The organism is Acidimicrobiales bacterium (genome assembly GCA_034521975.1).
Taxonomy (GTDB): Bacteria; Actinomycetota; Acidimicrobiia; order Acidimicrobiales; family SKKL01; genus SKKL01.
Genome location: JAXHLR010000005.1, coordinates 314400 through 329369, shown reverse-complemented (window position 1 = coordinate 329369; position 14970 = coordinate 314400). Strand labels below are relative to the sequence as shown.

Here is a 14970-nt window from a genome sequence, read left to right as displayed (position 1 = left end):
CACCATGTCGACGCCCACCATCCCCATCACCGGAGATCCCGACTCCGATTCACTGCTCGTGACCGACCCGCTCGCACTGGTCATCGGGATGCTCCTCGACCAGCAGGTCTCGATGGAGCTGGCCTTCTCCGGGCCCGCCAAGTTGCGCGACCGTCTGGGCGAGCGGTTCACCGCCGAGGCCATCGCCACCATGGACCCCGACGAGTTCGAGGCGGTGTGCCGACAGAAGCCGGCGATCCACCGGTTCCCGGCGTCGATGGCCGGCCGGATCCAGGATCTGTGTGCCCATCTGGTCGAGCACTACGGCGGCGACGCGGCCAAGGTGTGGTCGCGCACCCGCACCGGCGCCGGCCTCCACGAACGGGTCTCGGCGCTTCCCGGCTTCGGCGAGGAGAAGACCAAGATCTTCATCGCGGTGCTGGCCAAGCGGCTGGGCAAGCGGCCGGCCGGGTGGGAGGAGGTGGCCGCCCCGTTCTCCGACGCCGTGCCCCGCTCGGTCGCCGACGTCGACTCGGCCGAGTCGCTGCAGAAGGTGCGCGAGTGGAAGAAGGCACAGAAGGCCAAGGGCAGGTCCAAACAGGACTGACCCCCTCCGTTTGCCGATCCACCGGTTCGGGTACATGTTCGCCCATGGGACGTCCACAAGAACCTGAACTGCAGCGCAGCGGCAACACCCCGCTCGACCCCGATCACATGCAGACCGAGGTGTCGACCCAGCCGACGGCGCCCCGCGACGAGCCCGGCAGTGGTCCGGTACCCGCCGAGAACCAGCCTGGCCACCATCCCGCCGACGAGCAGGACAAGCCAGACCTCGACGAGTTCGCCGAAGCGCTGGGGGTGCACGACGACACCGACGGCTCCGAAGCCGGCCTACCCGCCCAGCTCCGCTCGGTCGTGTCGAGCGCCCGTGACCTCGCCGAACCCGTGGCCCAGAAGGTCCAGACCAAGGTGACGAAGGCGACCCAGACACTCGACGAGTGGCGCCATCTGGTCGAGCGGGTCGACCAGCTCGAGCGCGAGGTGGCCGACCTGCGCGATCAGGTGGAGCGCGGCAAGGCATAGGGCCCCTTCAGCCGCTCACGGGCTGGCTCGCTCCGACGCAAGGGGGGCCACGGCCGCGCCGGCCGCCGAGACCAGGGCGCGAGGCTCGGCGCTGAACACGTGGCGAGGTGTTCCGGCTGCGGCCCACACCACGTCGTGGCCCAACAGGTCCTCGTCGCAGAACACCCGCAGGGGTGCGAGGTGGCCGACCGGCGGGACCCCGCCGATCGGGTAGCCCGTCGCCGCCCGTACGGTGTCGGCCCCCACCCGCCCCACCTCGATGCCGCCAGCCGCAGCAGCCAGCTTGTCCTCGTCGAGCCGGTTCGCTCCGCTCACCAGGGCGAGCACGACCTCGTCGTCGACCGAGAACACCAGCGACTTCACGATCTGGCCGACCGAGGCCCCGATGGCCGTTGCCGCGTCGTCGGCGGTGCGGGTGCCCTCGGGGAACTCGCGGATCTCGACCTCGAGTCCGAGGGCGCGCGCGGCGTGGGCGACCCGGTCGGCGTTGGGGTGGCTCATGGTGCACCTTGGAGGTGTCGTTGACGGTCGAGCCAGCCGAGCAGCACGGCGATGGCTCGTGGGTCGTGGCGAAGCTGGTGGCCCGCACCCTGGATGATGCGCAGGTCGGCCGCGCCGTGCGCGTCTCCGGTGACACGGGCGTCGAACACCGGAACCGACTCGTCCTCGGATCCGTGCACGAGCAGCAGTGCCCGTGGTGCGAGCTCCGCTGCCGACGCCACCGCTCGGATCCGGCGCAGGTCACGTGACCACTGCTCGATCGAGGGCGGGTAGTTCGACGTGGTGATGGCGTCCTGTTCGCGGGCGTGATCGAGCAAGCGGCGAGGGTGGCTGGCCCAGTCGTCGAAGTCGGCGGGGGCGGCCATGGCCGCCACTCCGGCGATACGTTCGTCGATCGCCGCCGCGCAGATGCACAGCGCTCCCCCGGTGCCGAACCCGACCGCCCACACCTGGTCGACCCGTGGGTGCTGGTGCAGCTGTTCGAACGCGCCGAGGGTGTCGCGGAGCCACCCGCCGAGCGAGAAGTCTCCCTGGGAGGTGCCACACCCCCGGTAGGTGAAGCACAGCGCGGCCCAGCCCATCTCGTTGGCCAGGCGGTCGGCCAGCTCGGGGTAGGTCCTGGCCGAGTTGGCGCCACCGCCGGTGCCGGCGGGGAACCCGTGGCAGATCACCACCCCGGGCAGCGCACGGGTGCCGCTCCCGGGCGGGAGCGCGAGGTGGCCCACCAGCTCGTTGCCGTCGACGGTGAAGCGGTGTTCGGTCACGCGTCGGCGGTCTGGCGCCCTTCCTGGTGACCGCGCCAGAGGCGGTAGCCCCGGTTGCGGGCCTCGGCGAGGGTGTCGGGTCCGAAGCAGATGTAGCGCCGGGACCTCATCAGTTCGTCGATCTGGTCGGGATCGACATCGTCGGCGTCGAGGTCGTAGACGACCTGTGACCGCTTGTCGCCGACGAACCGGTGGTCCTCGAAGCGAGTGGGGCGTTCCATGCCGTCAGCTTAGAAGCCCACGACCGGCGTGGTGGCCGGCGCGCGAGAAGGGGAGGCCCGCAGGCCTCCCCTTCCCACTTCGTACTGGATGAACCCGGACGACGTTTGCTACCAGGCGGGACCAGTTCCCGGCCGTCGGCTCCGAGGGTGGATGGCGGAGATTCGCCAGGGGTCCAGCGGGCCGTCTAGCGGCCAGCCACCTCCGAGGTCCCAGAAATCATGTGACTACTCAGCTGGACCACCTCCTTTCTTCGGTACCCGACACAGTAGCGAACGCGGCGCCACGAGTGCGATCACCTTTTCGGTGAGCCTCCAGGATCGTCGGGGCCCTCGACGGGACCACCCACCGCGCCGATGGCCTCGAAGTAGGCCAGTTGGGCCTCGATCACGGCGTCGACCGCGGCGCGACTGATGGCGAAGCCGACCAGAGCCGCCCGCTCGAGGACGTAGTCGGTTGCGGTGTCGGGATCGATCACCGCCGCGGGAGACTCGACGACGGCATCACCTGCGGTGGTGGCGACACCATGGGAGTGCAGGTAGTCGTGGAAGAGCCGCAACACCCGGCTCACGTCGCCGTAGCTCAGCTCGGCGGTGAGATCGGTGGGCAGGGCCTCGGCCACGAAGTCGAGCGATTGCTCGGGTTCGTAGACGGCCCGCTCGGGCGTCCGTGCCAGGTTGGAGGTGACCTGGCCGACCGCCACCGCCGCGATGGCGAACACGATCGCGCCCCCGATCACGATGATGGCCACGGTCAGCACGGGGGCGATCGTACCGGCTCACCCCACCCCCGGACGCCGGTGGCGCAGCCACGAGGACTGCGCCACCGGGTCCGGCCCGAGCCAAAGGAGCCGTCTGTCAGATGCCGATGCGCTGGGCGAGCAGCTCGCGGTGGTAGGCCGGATCGCCGAAGAGCAGCTCGGAGGACTTGGCCCGCTTGAAGTAGAGGTGGGCCGGGTGCTCCCAGGTGAAGCCGATGCCACCGTGGATCTGGATGTTCTCGGCCGAGGCGTGGAAGTAGGCCTCGGAGCAGTAGGCCTTGGCCAAGCTGGCGACGGCGGGAAGCTCGTCGTTGAGCTCGGAGGCGCACCAGCCGGCGTAGTAGGCGGCCGAGCGGGCCGACTCGACCTCGAGGAGCATGTCGGCGCACTTGTGCTTGATGGCCTGGAACGAACCGATGGGCCGGCCGAACTGCACGCGGTCCTTGGCGTACTGGACCGCCATGTCGAGGCACTCCTGAGCGCCGCCGACCTGCTCGGCGGCGAGGGCCACCGCGGCGAGGTCGAGGATCTGGGCGATGGCGTCCCAGCCCAGGTCGTCGGCCGACACGAGGGTGGCCGGGGTGTTGTCGAAGGTGAGCTTGGCCTGCTTGCGGGTCTGGTCCATGGTGGCCAGCGGGGTGCGGGTGAGGCCCGAGGCGTCGCCGTCGACGGCGTAGATGCCGAGGCCCTTGCCGGTCTTGGCGACGACGAGGATGAGGTTGGCGGTGTGGCCGTCGAGGACGAACATCTTCTCGCCGGTGAGGGTGTCGCCGGAGGCTTCGAGGGTGATGCCCTCCTCGTCCCACCGGCCGTTGCTCTCGGTGAGGGCGAGGGTGGCGATGGTCTCGCCCGCGGCGATGCCGGGCAGGTGGGACTTCTTGGCGTCGTCGGTGCCGGCCTGGAGGAGCGCGTTGGTCGCGAGGGCGACGGTGGAGAAGTAGGGGGCGCACAGCAGCCGCTTGCCCATCTCCTCGAGCACGACGATGAGCTCGACGTAGCTGTAGCCCTGGCCGCCGTGCTCCTCGGGGATGATGAGGCCCTGCAGGCCCATCTCCTGGCCCATCTGGGTCCAGACCTTGGGGTCGTAGCCGTCCTCGGTCTCCATCAGCTCTCGAACGGTGGCCTCGGGAGACTTGTTCTCGAGCCACTGCCGGGTGATGCGCCGGAGCTCTTCCTGCTCCTCGCTGAATGCGAAGTTCACGTGCTCCCCCTTCTGGGATCTGTCGTGCCGGGCGATCTCCCGGTTCGGTGCACAAGCTACAGAGCTCGGCCACCGTGTGCCACCCAAGTTGTGTACACCGGTGCTACGCTCCAGCACCGTGGACGCCGCTGCCGAACACGCCCGCGATCGCATCGCCATCCGCGAGCTCCGCAACCAGGTGGCGGCGGTGGTGCGCCGTGCCGGTGCGGGCGAACGCATCGTGATCACCGTCGACGGCCGACCCGTCGCCCAGCTCGGCCCGCTCAGCACCGACGACACACCGACCCTCGACGATCTCGTCGCCGCGGGGCTGGCCCGGGCGCCGCGGCGCCACGACCGCCCCGAACCACCCGAGCCGATCGACCCGCCGATCGACGCCCGCACCGGCACGGTGCTCGAAGAGCTGCGGGGCAGCTGAGCGATGACGCTCGCCGTCGATGCATCGGCGCTGATCAAGCGGTACCTGCGCGAACCGGGGCGTGACCTGGTGCTCGACGCGATGGCCCAGGATCCGGTGTGGTGCGCGTCGGCCATGGCCCGGACCGAGGCCATGGTGGCGCTGCACCGCGTGGCGATGGGGCGCCATCAGCAGCGGCAGCTGTGGGCGGCGCTGCGCGAGGACTGGGATGGGTTCGTGGTGGTGCCGGTCGACGAGCAGTGCCTGGCTCGGGCCGTCGAGATCGGCGCCGCCTACGGCGTCCGCAGCGTCGACTCGGTGCACCTGGCCGCGGCCGACCGCCTCCCCCGCCCGGTGCGCTACCTCACCTTCGACCGCCAGCAGATCCCCGCCGCGGCGTCGCTCGGCCTCGAGGTCATCTCCCCCGTCAGTCCCTGACGCCCGGCCGCGACGACCCCGGTCCCTGCTCCCATGCTGCGCGGTTCACGCGCCCATGGGCGCGTGGACCGTCAGGAGGGAGGCTTCGCGAGGAGGCGTCGGCTTCGGGGCCCGGTCGGGGCACACTGAGTGACATGAGCGACACCCTGCACTGGTCCGACGAGCGGGCCGAGATCCACAAGGTCGTCGTCGGCCCCATGGACAACAACGTGTTCGTGCTGCGCTGCACCGAGACCGGCGACGCGGTGCTGCTCGACGCCGCCAACGAGCACGACCTGTTGCTCGACCTCTGTCGGCGGCTGAACGTGCGCACCGTCCTGGAGACCCACGGGCACTGGGACCACATCCAGGCCGTCCCCGCGGTTCGCGACGCCGGCTACCTGGTCGGGGTCACCGCCGAGGACTCGTCGATGCTCGACTCCTACGACTACATCCTCGAGCCCGAGTCCCAGCTGCAGGTGGGACGGTTGCGACTCGAGACGATCTTCACCCCCGGCCACACGCCGGGTTCGATGTCGTTCAAGCTGGTCGACTCGCCCGTGCTGTTCAGCGGCGACACCTTGTTCCCCGGCGGTCCGGGCAACACCAGCTTCCCCGGTGGCGACTTCGACACCATCATCACCTCGATCGACGAGAAGCTCCTCTCCCGGCTCGACCCAGACGTCATCGTCATGCCCGGCCACGGCGACGACACCACGATCGGCGACGAGCGCCCCCACCTCCAGGAGTGGGTCGACCGTGGCTGGTGACGGTCGATCGCCGGGCTCTGCCCTTCCCGCCGACGAGCGCCCGGTCGACCACACCCCGGTCCACACCGCGGACCTGCCGGCCACACCGATCCGCGACCGCAACATCCCCGCCGAGGCGTGGATCGAGGCCCCCGACGAACTGCTCCACCTGGGCGACGACATCGACCAGCCCCTCATCACCTACAAGCGCCGGCTGGGCGACTGGCTGCTGTGGCGCGCCGGCCCCGCCGCCAGGGCCGACGCCCGCTACCTGGTCGTCGATGCCCGTGACCTCTCGCGGACCTACTCGTTCCGGCTCCACCCCGACGGCACCGGCGAGGGGGCCGGCCCCAGCGGAGCGACCCACACCCGCTTCCGCTCCTGGAAGGAAGACCTCCGCGATCACGACTGACTCACCCGGGATTAGCACTATGCAGGTAGTGCAAATTCGATGGTGTGCCTAGAATCGAGCCCATGGCTGCTCCCCTGTTCGAGATCGAGGACCTCCACGTCACCGTCGACGATCAAGAGATCCTGCGCGGCGTCAACCTCTCGGTCGGTGCCGGCGAGGTGCACGCCCTCATGGGTCCCAACGGCTCGGGCAAGTCCACCTTGGCCAACGTGCTGCTGGGCAGTCCCGACTTCGAGATCACCAAGGGCTCGATCCGCTTCAAGGGCGACGACATCACCGACTGGAGCCCCGACGTGCGGGGCAAGGCCGGTATCTTCCTGGCCTTCCAGTATCCCCAGGAGATCGCGGGGGTGTCGGTCATCAACTTCTTGCGTCAGGCCCTGTCGGCCCGCAAGGGCATCGATCTGTCGGTGCTCGAGCTGCGCCTGGCGATCATGGAGTGGATGGAGCGCCTCGACATGGATCCGTCCTTCGCCGACCGCTACCTCAACGAGGGGTTCTCCGGTGGCGAGAAGAAGCGCAACGAGATCCTGCAGATGGCCATCCTCGAGCCTGAGTTCGCGGTCTTGGACGAGACCGACTCGGGGCTCGACATCGACGCCTTGAAGGTGGTGGCCAACGGGGTGCAGGAAGTCCGCACCGACCGGCCCGACCTCGGCGTGCTGGCCATCACCCACTACCAGCGCCTCCTCGACCACCTCGCCCCCGACCGGGTGCACATCCTGGTCGAGGGTCGTGTCGTCGAATCCGGCGGACCCGATCTGGCCTCACGGCTCGAGGCCGAGGGCTACGAGGCCTTCCGGTGAGCGTGCTCGACGTGGCCAAGATCAAGGCCGACTTCCCGATCCTGGAGCGCGAGGTCAACGGGCGGCGTCTGGTCTATCTCGACTCGGCCGCCTCGTCCCAGAAGCCTCGGCAGGTGCTCGAGGCCATGGACACCTACTACGAGACCACCCACGCCAACGTGCACCGGGGTGTGTACCAGATCGCGGCCGACGCCACCCACCAGTTCGAAGGGGCGCGGGCGGCCCTCGCCCGCTTCATCGGTGCCGACTCTCCCCACGAGATCGTCTTCACCAAGAACGTGACCGAGGCCATCAACCTGGTGGCTCACTCCTGGGGGCGAGCCAACCTCGCCGAAGGCGATGCCGTGCTGCTCAGCGAGATCGAGCACCACGCCAACATCGTGCCGTGGCTGCAGCTCCAGGCCGAGCGCGGCATCGAGCTTCGATACCTTCCCGTCGGCGACGACTACGAGCTCGACCTCAGCGACCTCGATCGCCTCATCGACGGCGTGAAGCTGGTCGGCATCACGGCCATGTCCAACGTGTTGGGCACGATCCCACCGTTGCGGCGCATCATCGACGCCGCTCACGGTGCCGGTGCGCTGGTCCTCGTCGATGGTGCCCAATGGGTGCCACACCTGCCGACCGACGTCGGCGAGCTCGGCTGCGACTTCTTCGGGTTCACCGGCCACAAAATGCTGGGCCCCACCGGCATCGGTGGCCTCTGGGCCCGGGCCGAGCTGCTCGAAGCCATGCCGCCGTTCATGGGCGGCGGAGAGATGATCCGCGACGTCCGCCTCGACGGCTTCACGCCCAACGAAGTGCCCTGGCGCTTCGAGGCGGGCACACCTCCCATCGCCGAGGCCATCGGCCTGCACGCCGCGGTCGACTACCTCGACCAGCTGGGCATGGACGCCATCCGCCAGCACGAGGTCGGGCTCACCGCCTACGCCATGCGAACCCTCGGTGACCGCTTCGGCGACGACCTCACCATCCACGGACCGCCCGAACCCGCCTCGCGCGGCGGCGTCCTGTCGTTCGCGTTCAGCGATCTGCACCCCCACGACATCTCCCAGGTGCTCGACCAGGAAGCCGTGTGCGTGCGTGCCGGCCACCACTGCGCCAAGCCACTCATGCGTAGGATGGGCGTCGGCGCCACCGCGCGGGCGTCGCTCTACCTCTACAACGACGAGTCCGATGTCGACGCCCTCGGCGATGCGCTCGAATCGGCATCGGACTTCTTCTCCATCTGACCCGACATGACCATCGACCGCACCCTGGACTGCTGATGCCCGGCCTCGAAGACCTCTACCGCGAGATCATCCTCGACCACTACCGCAGCCCCCGCAACCGCGGCGAGCTCGAATCGCCCCCTGCCCACCGGGCCGAGGGCTTCAACCCGTTGTGCGGCGACGAGATCGTGGTCACCCTGCTCCTCGACGACGGGGTGGTGTCCGACGTCAAGATCGGCGGCCAGGGCTGTTCCATCAGCCAGTCGTCAGCCTCGATGATGAGCGCCGCGGTGAAGGGCAAGACGGTGTCCGAGGCGCGCGACCTGATCAAGGCGTTCAAGGCCATGATGTCGATCCACGAGCAGGAGCTCGACGCCGACGCCGAGCCCGAGGAGACCTTCGGCGACGGCGAGCCCGGCACCGAGCTCGGCGACCTCGAGGCACTGCGCGGGGTGGTGAAGTTCCCGGTGCGCATCAAGTGCGCCACGCTGTCCTGGAACACCCTGGCCAACGCCCTCGACGAGGCAGAGGAGTAGGGCGTCAGGGGCCCCAGTCGGGGAAGCTGTCGCTGTCCCCATCGGTGAGCCGCGCGACGTCGCCGGTGTCGACCTCGACCAGGTAGACGTTCGTTCGGGTTCTGACCTCGCCAGTGTCGTCACGGTCGCTGTCGAAGGCGACGTGGCGCCCGTCGGGAGACCATGTCGGGAACTGGTCGTTGCCAGGACCACTGGTCAAGGCGGTGACCTCACCGGTGTCGATGTCGAGCACGAACAGGTCGTAGGCGCCTTCGCCGCCATCGCGATCGGACTGGAAGACGAGTTGCTGGCCATCCGGCGACCAGTCAGCGCTCTTGTCGTTCTCCGGCCCGTCGAGCAGAGCACGGCGGTTGTCGCCGTCGGCGTCCATGATCCACAGGTCCCAGTCGTCTGAACCAGAGCGTGTGCTGTAGACCGCCGAGGTGCCATCCGGCGACCACACCGGCCCCCCGTTGCTCCGGTTCTCCTCGGTGATCTGACGAGCCGAAGACCCGTCGGGGTCGGCGAAGTAGATGTGCATCTCTCCACTGGCGTCGCTCGCGAAGCTGAGTGTCGAGCCGTCGGGGGTCAGGCTCGGGCCGGAGTTGTAGGTACGGCTGCCAAGGAGGTGAGTCACCTCGTCGGTGTCCAGATCGAACCGGTACAGGCCGTAGCTCCTCAACCCGGTCGGCGAGTCGGGTCCGGCGACTCGATCGGATTGGAACAGCACCGCGGTGGCGTCGGGGACGAACGTCGGGTCCCGGTCCCATCTCTCGTCGGTCGTGAGCTGACGCGGGTCGTCGCTGCCCGCCTCGAGGAGCCACAGATCGAGGTTGCCGGAGCGGTCGGAGCTGAACACCAGCCGTCCGCTCGGAACCTCCACCACCGGCGTGGCCTCGTGTTCGTCACCGCCATCGCTCCGGGGCTTCGAGGAAAGGCCGGGCTTGTCGCCATCCGAACCATCGCCGTCCGCATCATTCGCGGCTGCACCGTCTGCCTCCGCTCCAGCGTCTGTCATGGTGGCGAAGAAGTCGTCGGACCGAGACTTGCTCGCCACCGATGAGTCATCGCCCCCGCAGGCACCACAGGCGACAGCGATCGACACGGCGATCATCGTCACACCGGTTCTGAGCCGCACGACGGCCCTCCTTCGCCCAAGACCTTGCGTGCGACTCTACGCGATGTGGTGTCTCCAGGTCGGCCCGAGCGAACCTTGGGTTCCGATCAGCCCACGACGCGGTCGGCCGCGGCCGCCCAGTCGAGGTCGCGCTGGGTGATCCCACCGGCGTCGTGGCTCGACAGGTTCACCGTGACCGTGTTGTAGGTGTTGGCCCAGTCGGGGTGGTGGTCGGCCTTCTCGGAGACGAGGGCCATGTGGGCCATGAACCCGAAGGCCTCCTTGAAGTCGGAGAACCGGAACTGCTTGTGGATCGCAGCTCCGTCGCGCTCCCAGCCATCGAGGTCGGCCAGAGCGGCGTCGACCGCAGCATCGTCGAGTGGTTCGGGCATGGTCGAACCTCACAGAGGTAGGGGTCAGGCCAACGGATCGGCAAAGGGATCCGCGAACGGATCACTACCCGCCTTGGCCGCCGATGACTCATCCTCGCCCTCGGGCAGGTAGGCGGCGTAGCCGGTCTCCTCGAGCTCGCCCGCCAGCTCGGGGCCACCCTCGGCGACGATGCGACCCTTGACCAGGATGTGCACCCGGTCGGGTTTGAGCTCGTGCAGCAGACGGCTGTAGTGGGTGATGGCCAGCACACCGAGGTTGCGCTCCTTGGTGGCGGCCTCGATGCGACGACTGACGATCTGCAGCGCGTCGACGTCGAGCCCCGAGTCGAGCTCGTCGAGGATGGCGAACGTGGGGTCGAGCACACCCATCTGCAGGGTCTCGTTGCGCTTCTTCTCTCCGCCGGAGAGGTCGACGTTGAGCGGCCGGGACAGGAACCGCTCGTCGAACCCGATGCGTTCGGCCTCGGCGACCATGGCGGCCCGCACCTCGGTGGAGGGGCGCCCCGCCGCGACCAACGACTCGTACATGACATCTTCGAGGGCGACGCCCGGCACCTCGGTGGGGTATTGCATGGCGAGGAACAGCCCGGCCCTGGCCCGCTTCCATGCCGGCATCGCCAGCAGGTCGGCGCCGTCGATGGTGACCGAGCCGGCGGTGACCTCGTAGCCGGGCCGACCGGCGATGACATGGGACAGGGTGGACTTACCCGACCCGTTGGGACCCATGACCGCATGGACCTCGCCGGAGCGGACGACCAGGTCGATGCCGTTGAGGATGTCGAGGCCGGCCACCGAGGCGCAGAGGCCCTCGATGCGCAGCTCGTGGATCTCGTCGGTCATGGTCGGGCCTCCAGGTAGACATCGCCGTCGGACACCGACACCTCGTACACCGGCGTGGGCTTGGTGGCGGGCAGGGAGGTGGGCTCGCCGGTGGTGAGCGAGAAGGCACTGCCGTGCTTCCAGCACTCGAGGGTCATCTCGTCGGCATCGACATCGCCCTCGGACAGCGAGACGTTCTGATGGGTGCAACGGTCGCCGATGGCATAGACATCGTCGTCGATGCGGACCAATGCGACGGCGGTCCCGTCGAACTCGACGCGGTGGGTGCCCCCGGGCTCGATGTCGTCGAGGGCGCAGACACGGGTGGCGGTCACTGCTGCACCTCCTCGACCCAGGTGTGCTCGCTCAGGGCGGCGACGATCCGCTCGCGGATGAACGGTTCGGCAGCCCGGACCGGGAGGCCATCGATCACCTCGTCGAAGAACCCGCCGACGATGAGGCGTTCGGCGACCTGAGGCGGGACTCCACGACTCTGCAGGTAGAACTCCTGCTCTTCGTCGATGGGTCCCACCGTGGAGGCGTGGCTGCACCGCACGTCGTTGTTCTCGATCTGGAGGTTGGGGACCGACTCGGCCCAGGCGTCGGGTGACAGCTTGACGTTGCGGTTGGTCTGAAAGGCGTTCGTGCCGGTGGCGTGGGGTCGAACCTGGATGAGACCGGTGTAGACCGCCTTGGAGCGATCGTCGAGCGCGCCCTTGAACAACAGGTTGCTGGTGGTGTCGGGGGCGGTGTGGTCCTGGAAGGTGCGGAAGTCGAGGGTCTGGTCGCCGGTGCCGAAGTAGACGGCGAAGAGGTCGCCGGTGGAGCCCCGGCCGGCGAGCCGACAGTCGGTGCGGAGCCGGGCGTAGTCGCCACCGAACGCCGCGGTGAAGGAGCGGAGGGTGGCCTGGGCTCCCACGACCGACGATTGGCTGCCGATCTGCCAGGTGCGGTCGCCCAGCACCTGCACGTTGCAGTAGCCGACCCGGGCGGCATCGCCGACGGTGAGCTCGGTGAGCGGCACCGACAGCGCCTCGACACCATCGGGTGATCCGACCCAGTCGAGCACCTGCACCTCGCTGTCGGCGCCAGTCGAGACGATGGTGCGGGGCACCACCAGCAGGCCGGGCTCGTCGATCCACTGCACCACCACGATGGGGGCGTCGAGCGCAACCCCCGCGGGGACCGACACGACCACCGGCTGGACGCTGAAGGCGTCGTTGAGCGCGGCAAAGGCGTCGGCCTCGGCGGGGGCGGCACCGAAGGCAGCCGGATCGAGGTCGACCTGGTCGAGGCCGCCGACGGCGACTCCCTTGGCCACCCACCGCTCGTCGAGCTCGGCTGCGACCACATGGCCGTTGTGCACCACCACCGACCCGGCACGGTCCGTGACCCGGTCCAGCACCTCGACCACCGGCGACGGCAGCCCGCCCGTCGGGGCGTCGGTGCCGAGGTGGAACCGGTCGAGGTCGACCTCGTCGACACGGCTGTAGCGCCACACCTCCTCGTCGGGGGTGGGCAGCTCGGCGGCGACGAAACGCTCGGCGGCGGCGATGCGGCGCTCGCGGAGCCAATCGGGACCGTCGAGGGATGCGGCCTGGTCAGGGGTCAAGGTGCTCACTGAGGGGTCACGCTCCAGCGGGGAAGGGTGGCGAGACGGGTGGGGCTAGTCGCCGCGGGGACGACGGAAGATGCGCCGCCACAGCGGCTGGCTACGGGTCCGTTCGGCCTCGACCTCGTCGAGGATGTCGGGCGCAGCCGCGTTGACGATGTCCTGGGCGGCACCCAACAGATCGGCGATGCTCTCGTCCTCGCCCAGGCTGTCGGGCGCATCGGGGGTCGGTGGGACGACGAGGCTGCCGTGGCGCCAGTCGACGTCGGCCAACCTCGGCGTGTACTTCGGACAGTGCTCGGGGCACCGCCAGGGAGCCTCGGGCGCCAGGTTGAGATCGCACTTCCTGACCGTGTCACCGGTGGGATAGGTGCGGGACTCGAAGTACTTGCAGTCCTGTCGCATGGGCATGGCGGTACCTGGAACAGAGGTGGGTGATCGGCACTACCCGACCGATCCCTCCATCTGGAGCTCGATGAGGCGGCTCCACTCGACCGCGTACTCCATGGGAAGGGTGCGGGTGACCGGTTCGACGAAGCCGTTGACGATCATACCCATCGCCTGCTCCTCGGAGAGACCGCGGCTCATGAGGTAGAAGAGCTGCTCGTCGGCGACACGCGACACGGTGGCCTCGTGACCGATGACCGCGTCCTTGGACCCGACCTCCATGTAGGGGTAGGTGTCGGAGATGGAGTGCTCGTCGAGCAGCAGCGCGTCGCACTGCACGTAGCTCTTGGAGCCGTAGGCGTCGTCGTCGACGTGGACCAAGCCGCGGTAGCTGGTGCGGCCACCGTCCTTGGAGATCGACTTGGAGATGATCTTCGATGTGGTCTCCGGAGCGGCGTGGACCATCTTCGCCCCGGCGTCCTGGTGCATGCCCTGGCCGGCGTAGGCCACCGACAGGACCTCGCCCGAGGCCTTCGGACCCACCATGTAGACCGCCGGGTACTTCATGGTGAGGCGGCTGCCGATGTTGCCGTCGATCCATTCCATGTGGCCCTCGGCCTCGACCTTGGCCCGCTTGGTGACCAGGTTGAACACGTTGTTCGACCAGTTCTGGATCGTGGTGTAGGTGACTCGCGCTGACGGCTTCACGATGATCTCGACCACCGCCGAGTGCAGCGAGTCGGTGGTGTAGGTGGGCGCCGAGCAACCCTCGATGTAGTGCACCTTGGAGCCCTCGTCGGCGATGATGAGGGTGCGCTCGAACTGACCCATGTTCTCGGCGTTGATCCGGAAGTAGGCCTGCAGCGGCATCTCGACCTCGACCCCGGGCGGCACGTAGATGAACGACCCGCCGGACCACACCGCGGTGTTGAGCGCAGCGAACTTGTTGTCGTTCTTGGGGATGACGGTGCCGAAGTAGGCCCGCACGATCTCGGGGTACTCGCGCAGCGCGGTGTCCATGTCGCAGAAGATGACGCCCTGCTGCTCGAGATCCTCACGGTTGCGGTGGTAGACGACCTCGGACTCGTACTGGGCGGTGACGCCCGCGAGGTACTTGCGCTCGGCCTCGGGGATGCCCAGCTTCTCGTAGGTCTCCTTCACCGAGTCGGGCAGCTCGTCCCAGGCGTCGACCTGATGGTCGGTGGGCTTGATGTAGTAGAAGATGTCGTCGAAGTAGATCTCGGACATGTCGCCGCCCCAGTTGGGCATCGGCCGCTTCAGGAAGTGGGCATAGGACTTCAGCCGGTTCTGACGCATCCAGTCCGGCTCCCCCTTCATCCACGACATCTCCTGGATGATGTCCTCGTTGAGGCCCCGCTTGGGCTTGAAGACGTAGTCTTCGGCGTCGCTCCAACCGAGCTTGTAGCGCCCGAGGTCGACTGCGAGATCTGTGGTGGCCATCGGGAGTCTCTCCGTGGTGACGGCGGCGGGAATTTCTCCTACGCCGATAGTAACAACTCCGACCGCAGACTCCACGCCCCGATCGCACCTCCGAGGACGAAATCTCGAGGTTGCCATCGAATCGGGCCCCGAACTGCCGACCGAGGGGAGGAGGACCGAGCCTGGCCA

Annotated in this window: 21 protein-coding genes; 9 read left to right on the top strand and 12 right to left on the bottom strand. The window is 68.5% G+C overall.

Features of this window, described 5'->3' with window-relative positions; genetic code table 11:
• Positions 1–4: 4 nt before the first annotated feature.
• Together U5K29_08445 and U5K29_08440 are read left to right on the top strand one after the other, a co-directional pair.
• A complete protein-coding gene (locus tag U5K29_08445; GenBank protein MDZ7678569.1) occupies positions 5–586 on the top strand; it encodes an HhH-GPD-type base excision DNA repair protein in 582 nt (193 codons plus the stop codon).
• 44 nt (positions 587–630) lie between these two features.
• Positions 631–1062 carry a hypothetical protein gene (locus U5K29_08440; protein MDZ7678568.1) on the top strand — a complete coding sequence of 144 codons (432 nt, stop codon included), beginning with the start codon at positions 631–633 and terminating at the stop codon, positions 1060–1062.
• A 15-nt stretch (positions 1063–1077) separates the two neighbouring features.
• Here U5K29_08440 and U5K29_08435 read toward each other — a convergent pair whose 3' ends face one another.
• The 5 genes from U5K29_08435 to U5K29_08415 all read right to left on the bottom strand — a co-directional run bounded on the left by U5K29_08435 (position 1078) and on the right by U5K29_08415 (position 4507).
• Complete coding sequence (locus U5K29_08435) at positions 1078–1563, bottom strand: YbaK/EbsC family protein (GenBank protein ID MDZ7678567.1); 486 nt, start codon at positions 1561–1563, stop codon at positions 1078–1080.
• Positions 1560–2327 carry an alpha/beta hydrolase gene (locus U5K29_08430; GenBank protein ID MDZ7678566.1) on the bottom strand — a complete coding sequence of 256 codons (768 nt, stop codon included), beginning with the start codon at positions 2325–2327 and terminating at the stop codon, positions 1560–1562. The genes U5K29_08435 and U5K29_08430 overlap by 4 nt, the downstream gene beginning before the upstream one ends.
• A complete protein-coding gene (locus tag U5K29_08425) occupies positions 2324–2548 on the bottom strand; it encodes a hypothetical protein (protein MDZ7678565.1) in 225 nt (74 codons plus the stop codon). Before U5K29_08425 ends, U5K29_08430 begins: the two co-directional genes overlap by 4 nt.
• Positions 2549–2841: 293 nt before the next feature.
• On the bottom strand, positions 2842–3306 hold the full coding sequence (locus U5K29_08420; protein ID MDZ7678564.1) for a hypothetical protein: 465 nt from the start codon (positions 3304–3306) through the stop codon (positions 2842–2844).
• Positions 3307–3403: 97 nt separating this feature from the next.
• Positions 3404–4507 (bottom strand): acyl-CoA dehydrogenase family protein, encoded by a 1104-nt coding sequence (locus tag U5K29_08415; protein MDZ7678563.1) that lies wholly within the window; start codon positions 4505–4507, stop codon positions 3404–3406.
• 118 nt (positions 4508–4625) lie between these two features.
• Here U5K29_08415 and U5K29_08410 point away from each other — a divergent pair, with 118 nt between their 5' ends.
• The 7 genes from U5K29_08410 to U5K29_08380 all read left to right on the top strand — a co-directional run bounded on the left by U5K29_08410 (position 4626) and on the right by U5K29_08380 (position 9035).
• A complete protein-coding gene (locus U5K29_08410; protein ID MDZ7678562.1) occupies positions 4626–4925 on the top strand; it encodes a type II toxin-antitoxin system prevent-host-death family antitoxin in 300 nt (99 codons plus the stop codon).
• A 3-nt stretch (positions 4926–4928) separates the two neighbouring features.
• Positions 4929–5342 carry a type II toxin-antitoxin system VapC family toxin gene (locus tag U5K29_08405; GenBank protein ID MDZ7678561.1) on the top strand — a complete coding sequence of 138 codons (414 nt, stop codon included), beginning with the start codon at positions 4929–4931 and terminating at the stop codon, positions 5340–5342.
• 134 nt (positions 5343–5476) lie between these two features.
• Positions 5477–6091 (top strand): MBL fold metallo-hydrolase, encoded by a 615-nt coding sequence (locus tag U5K29_08400; GenBank protein ID MDZ7678560.1) that lies wholly within the window; start codon positions 5477–5479, stop codon positions 6089–6091.
• The gene (locus U5K29_08395; protein ID MDZ7678559.1) at positions 6081–6482 is read left to right on the top strand and encodes a hypothetical protein; all 402 of its coding nucleotides are present in this window, start codon (positions 6081–6083) and stop codon (positions 6480–6482) included. Before U5K29_08400 ends, U5K29_08395 begins: the two co-directional genes overlap by 11 nt.
• Before the next feature lie 62 nt (positions 6483–6544).
• Positions 6545–7288 (top strand): Fe-S cluster assembly ATPase SufC, encoded by a 744-nt coding sequence (gene sufC / locus U5K29_08390; GenBank protein ID MDZ7678558.1) that lies wholly within the window; start codon positions 6545–6547, stop codon positions 7286–7288.
• Positions 7285–8520: a SufS family cysteine desulfurase gene (locus tag U5K29_08385; GenBank protein MDZ7678557.1), complete on the top strand. Its 1236-nt coding sequence runs from the start codon at positions 7285–7287 to the stop codon at positions 8518–8520. The genes sufC (U5K29_08390) and U5K29_08385 overlap by 4 nt, the downstream gene beginning before the upstream one ends.
• Positions 8521–8555: 35 nt before the next feature.
• Positions 8556–9035, top strand: coding sequence for an SUF system NifU family Fe-S cluster assembly protein (locus tag U5K29_08380; protein ID MDZ7678556.1), 480 nt, complete (start codon positions 8556–8558; stop codon positions 9033–9035).
• Between the two features lie 4 nt (positions 9036–9039).
• Here the strand turns inward: U5K29_08380 and U5K29_08375 are convergent, their stop codons facing one another.
• From U5K29_08375 to sufB, 7 genes are all read right to left on the bottom strand, one after another.
• Positions 9040–9897, bottom strand: coding sequence for a DPP IV N-terminal domain-containing protein (locus tag U5K29_08375; GenBank protein ID MDZ7678555.1), 858 nt, complete (start codon positions 9895–9897; stop codon positions 9040–9042).
• Between the two features lie 341 nt (positions 9898–10238).
• Positions 10239–10523, bottom strand: coding sequence for a 4a-hydroxytetrahydrobiopterin dehydratase (locus tag U5K29_08370; protein ID MDZ7678554.1), 285 nt, complete (start codon positions 10521–10523; stop codon positions 10239–10241).
• Positions 10524–10547: 24 nt separating this feature from the next.
• Entirely contained in the window at positions 10548–11363 is an 816-nt protein-coding gene (sufC, locus tag U5K29_08365) for a Fe-S cluster assembly ATPase SufC (protein ID MDZ7678553.1), read from the bottom strand.
• The gene (locus U5K29_08360; GenBank protein MDZ7678552.1) at positions 11360–11677 is read right to left on the bottom strand and encodes a non-heme iron oxygenase ferredoxin subunit; all 318 of its coding nucleotides are present in this window, start codon (positions 11675–11677) and stop codon (positions 11360–11362) included. The genes sufC (U5K29_08365) and U5K29_08360 overlap by 4 nt, the downstream gene beginning before the upstream one ends.
• Positions 11674–12954, bottom strand: a complete 1281-nt coding sequence (locus U5K29_08355) for a SufD family Fe-S cluster assembly protein (protein ID MDZ7678551.1) — start codon at positions 12952–12954, stop codon at positions 11674–11676. The genes U5K29_08360 and U5K29_08355 overlap by 4 nt, the downstream gene beginning before the upstream one ends.
• 54 nt (positions 12955–13008) lie before the next feature.
• Complete coding sequence (locus tag U5K29_08350) at positions 13009–13365, bottom strand: hypothetical protein (protein MDZ7678550.1); 357 nt, start codon at positions 13363–13365, stop codon at positions 13009–13011.
• A 33-nt stretch (positions 13366–13398) separates the two neighbouring features.
• Positions 13399–14802: a Fe-S cluster assembly protein SufB gene (gene sufB, locus U5K29_08345; GenBank protein ID MDZ7678549.1), complete on the bottom strand. Its 1404-nt coding sequence runs from the start codon at positions 14800–14802 to the stop codon at positions 13399–13401.
• Between the last annotated feature and the right edge of the window lie 168 nt (positions 14803–14970).

Bases quoted from the DNA above. Each gene is read 5' to 3' on its own strand.
- sufB (MDZ7678549.1), bottom strand. From the start codon at position 14,802: ATGGCCACCACAGATCTCGCAGTCGACCTCGGGCGCTACAAGCTCGGT.
- U5K29_08445 (MDZ7678569.1), top strand. From the start codon at position 5: ATGTCGACGCCCACCATCCCCATCACCGGAGATCCCGACTCCGATTCA.
- U5K29_08435 (MDZ7678567.1), bottom strand. From the start codon at position 1,563: ATGAGCCACCCCAACGCCGACCGGGTCGCCCACGCCGCGCGCGCCCTC.
- U5K29_08380 (MDZ7678556.1), top strand. From the start codon at position 8,556: ATGCCCGGCCTCGAAGACCTCTACCGCGAGATCATCCTCGACCACTAC.
- sufC (MDZ7678558.1), top strand. From the start codon at position 6,545: ATGGCTGCTCCCCTGTTCGAGATCGAGGACCTCCACGTCACCGTCGAC.
- U5K29_08370 (MDZ7678554.1), bottom strand. From the start codon at position 10,523: ATGCCCGAACCACTCGACGATGCTGCGGTCGACGCCGCTCTGGCCGAC.
- U5K29_08405 (MDZ7678561.1), top strand. From the start codon at position 4,929: ATGACGCTCGCCGTCGATGCATCGGCGCTGATCAAGCGGTACCTGCGC.
- sufC (MDZ7678553.1), bottom strand. From the start codon at position 11,363: ATGACCGACGAGATCCACGAGCTGCGCATCGAGGGCCTCTGCGCCTCG.
- U5K29_08350 (MDZ7678550.1), bottom strand. From the start codon at position 13,365: ATGCCCATGCGACAGGACTGCAAGTACTTCGAGTCCCGCACCTATCCC.
- U5K29_08425 (MDZ7678565.1), bottom strand. From the start codon at position 2,548: ATGGAACGCCCCACTCGCTTCGAGGACCACCGGTTCGTCGGCGACAAG.
- U5K29_08400 (MDZ7678560.1), top strand. From the start codon at position 5,477: ATGAGCGACACCCTGCACTGGTCCGACGAGCGGGCCGAGATCCACAAG.
- U5K29_08440 (MDZ7678568.1), top strand. From the start codon at position 631: ATGGGACGTCCACAAGAACCTGAACTGCAGCGCAGCGGCAACACCCCG.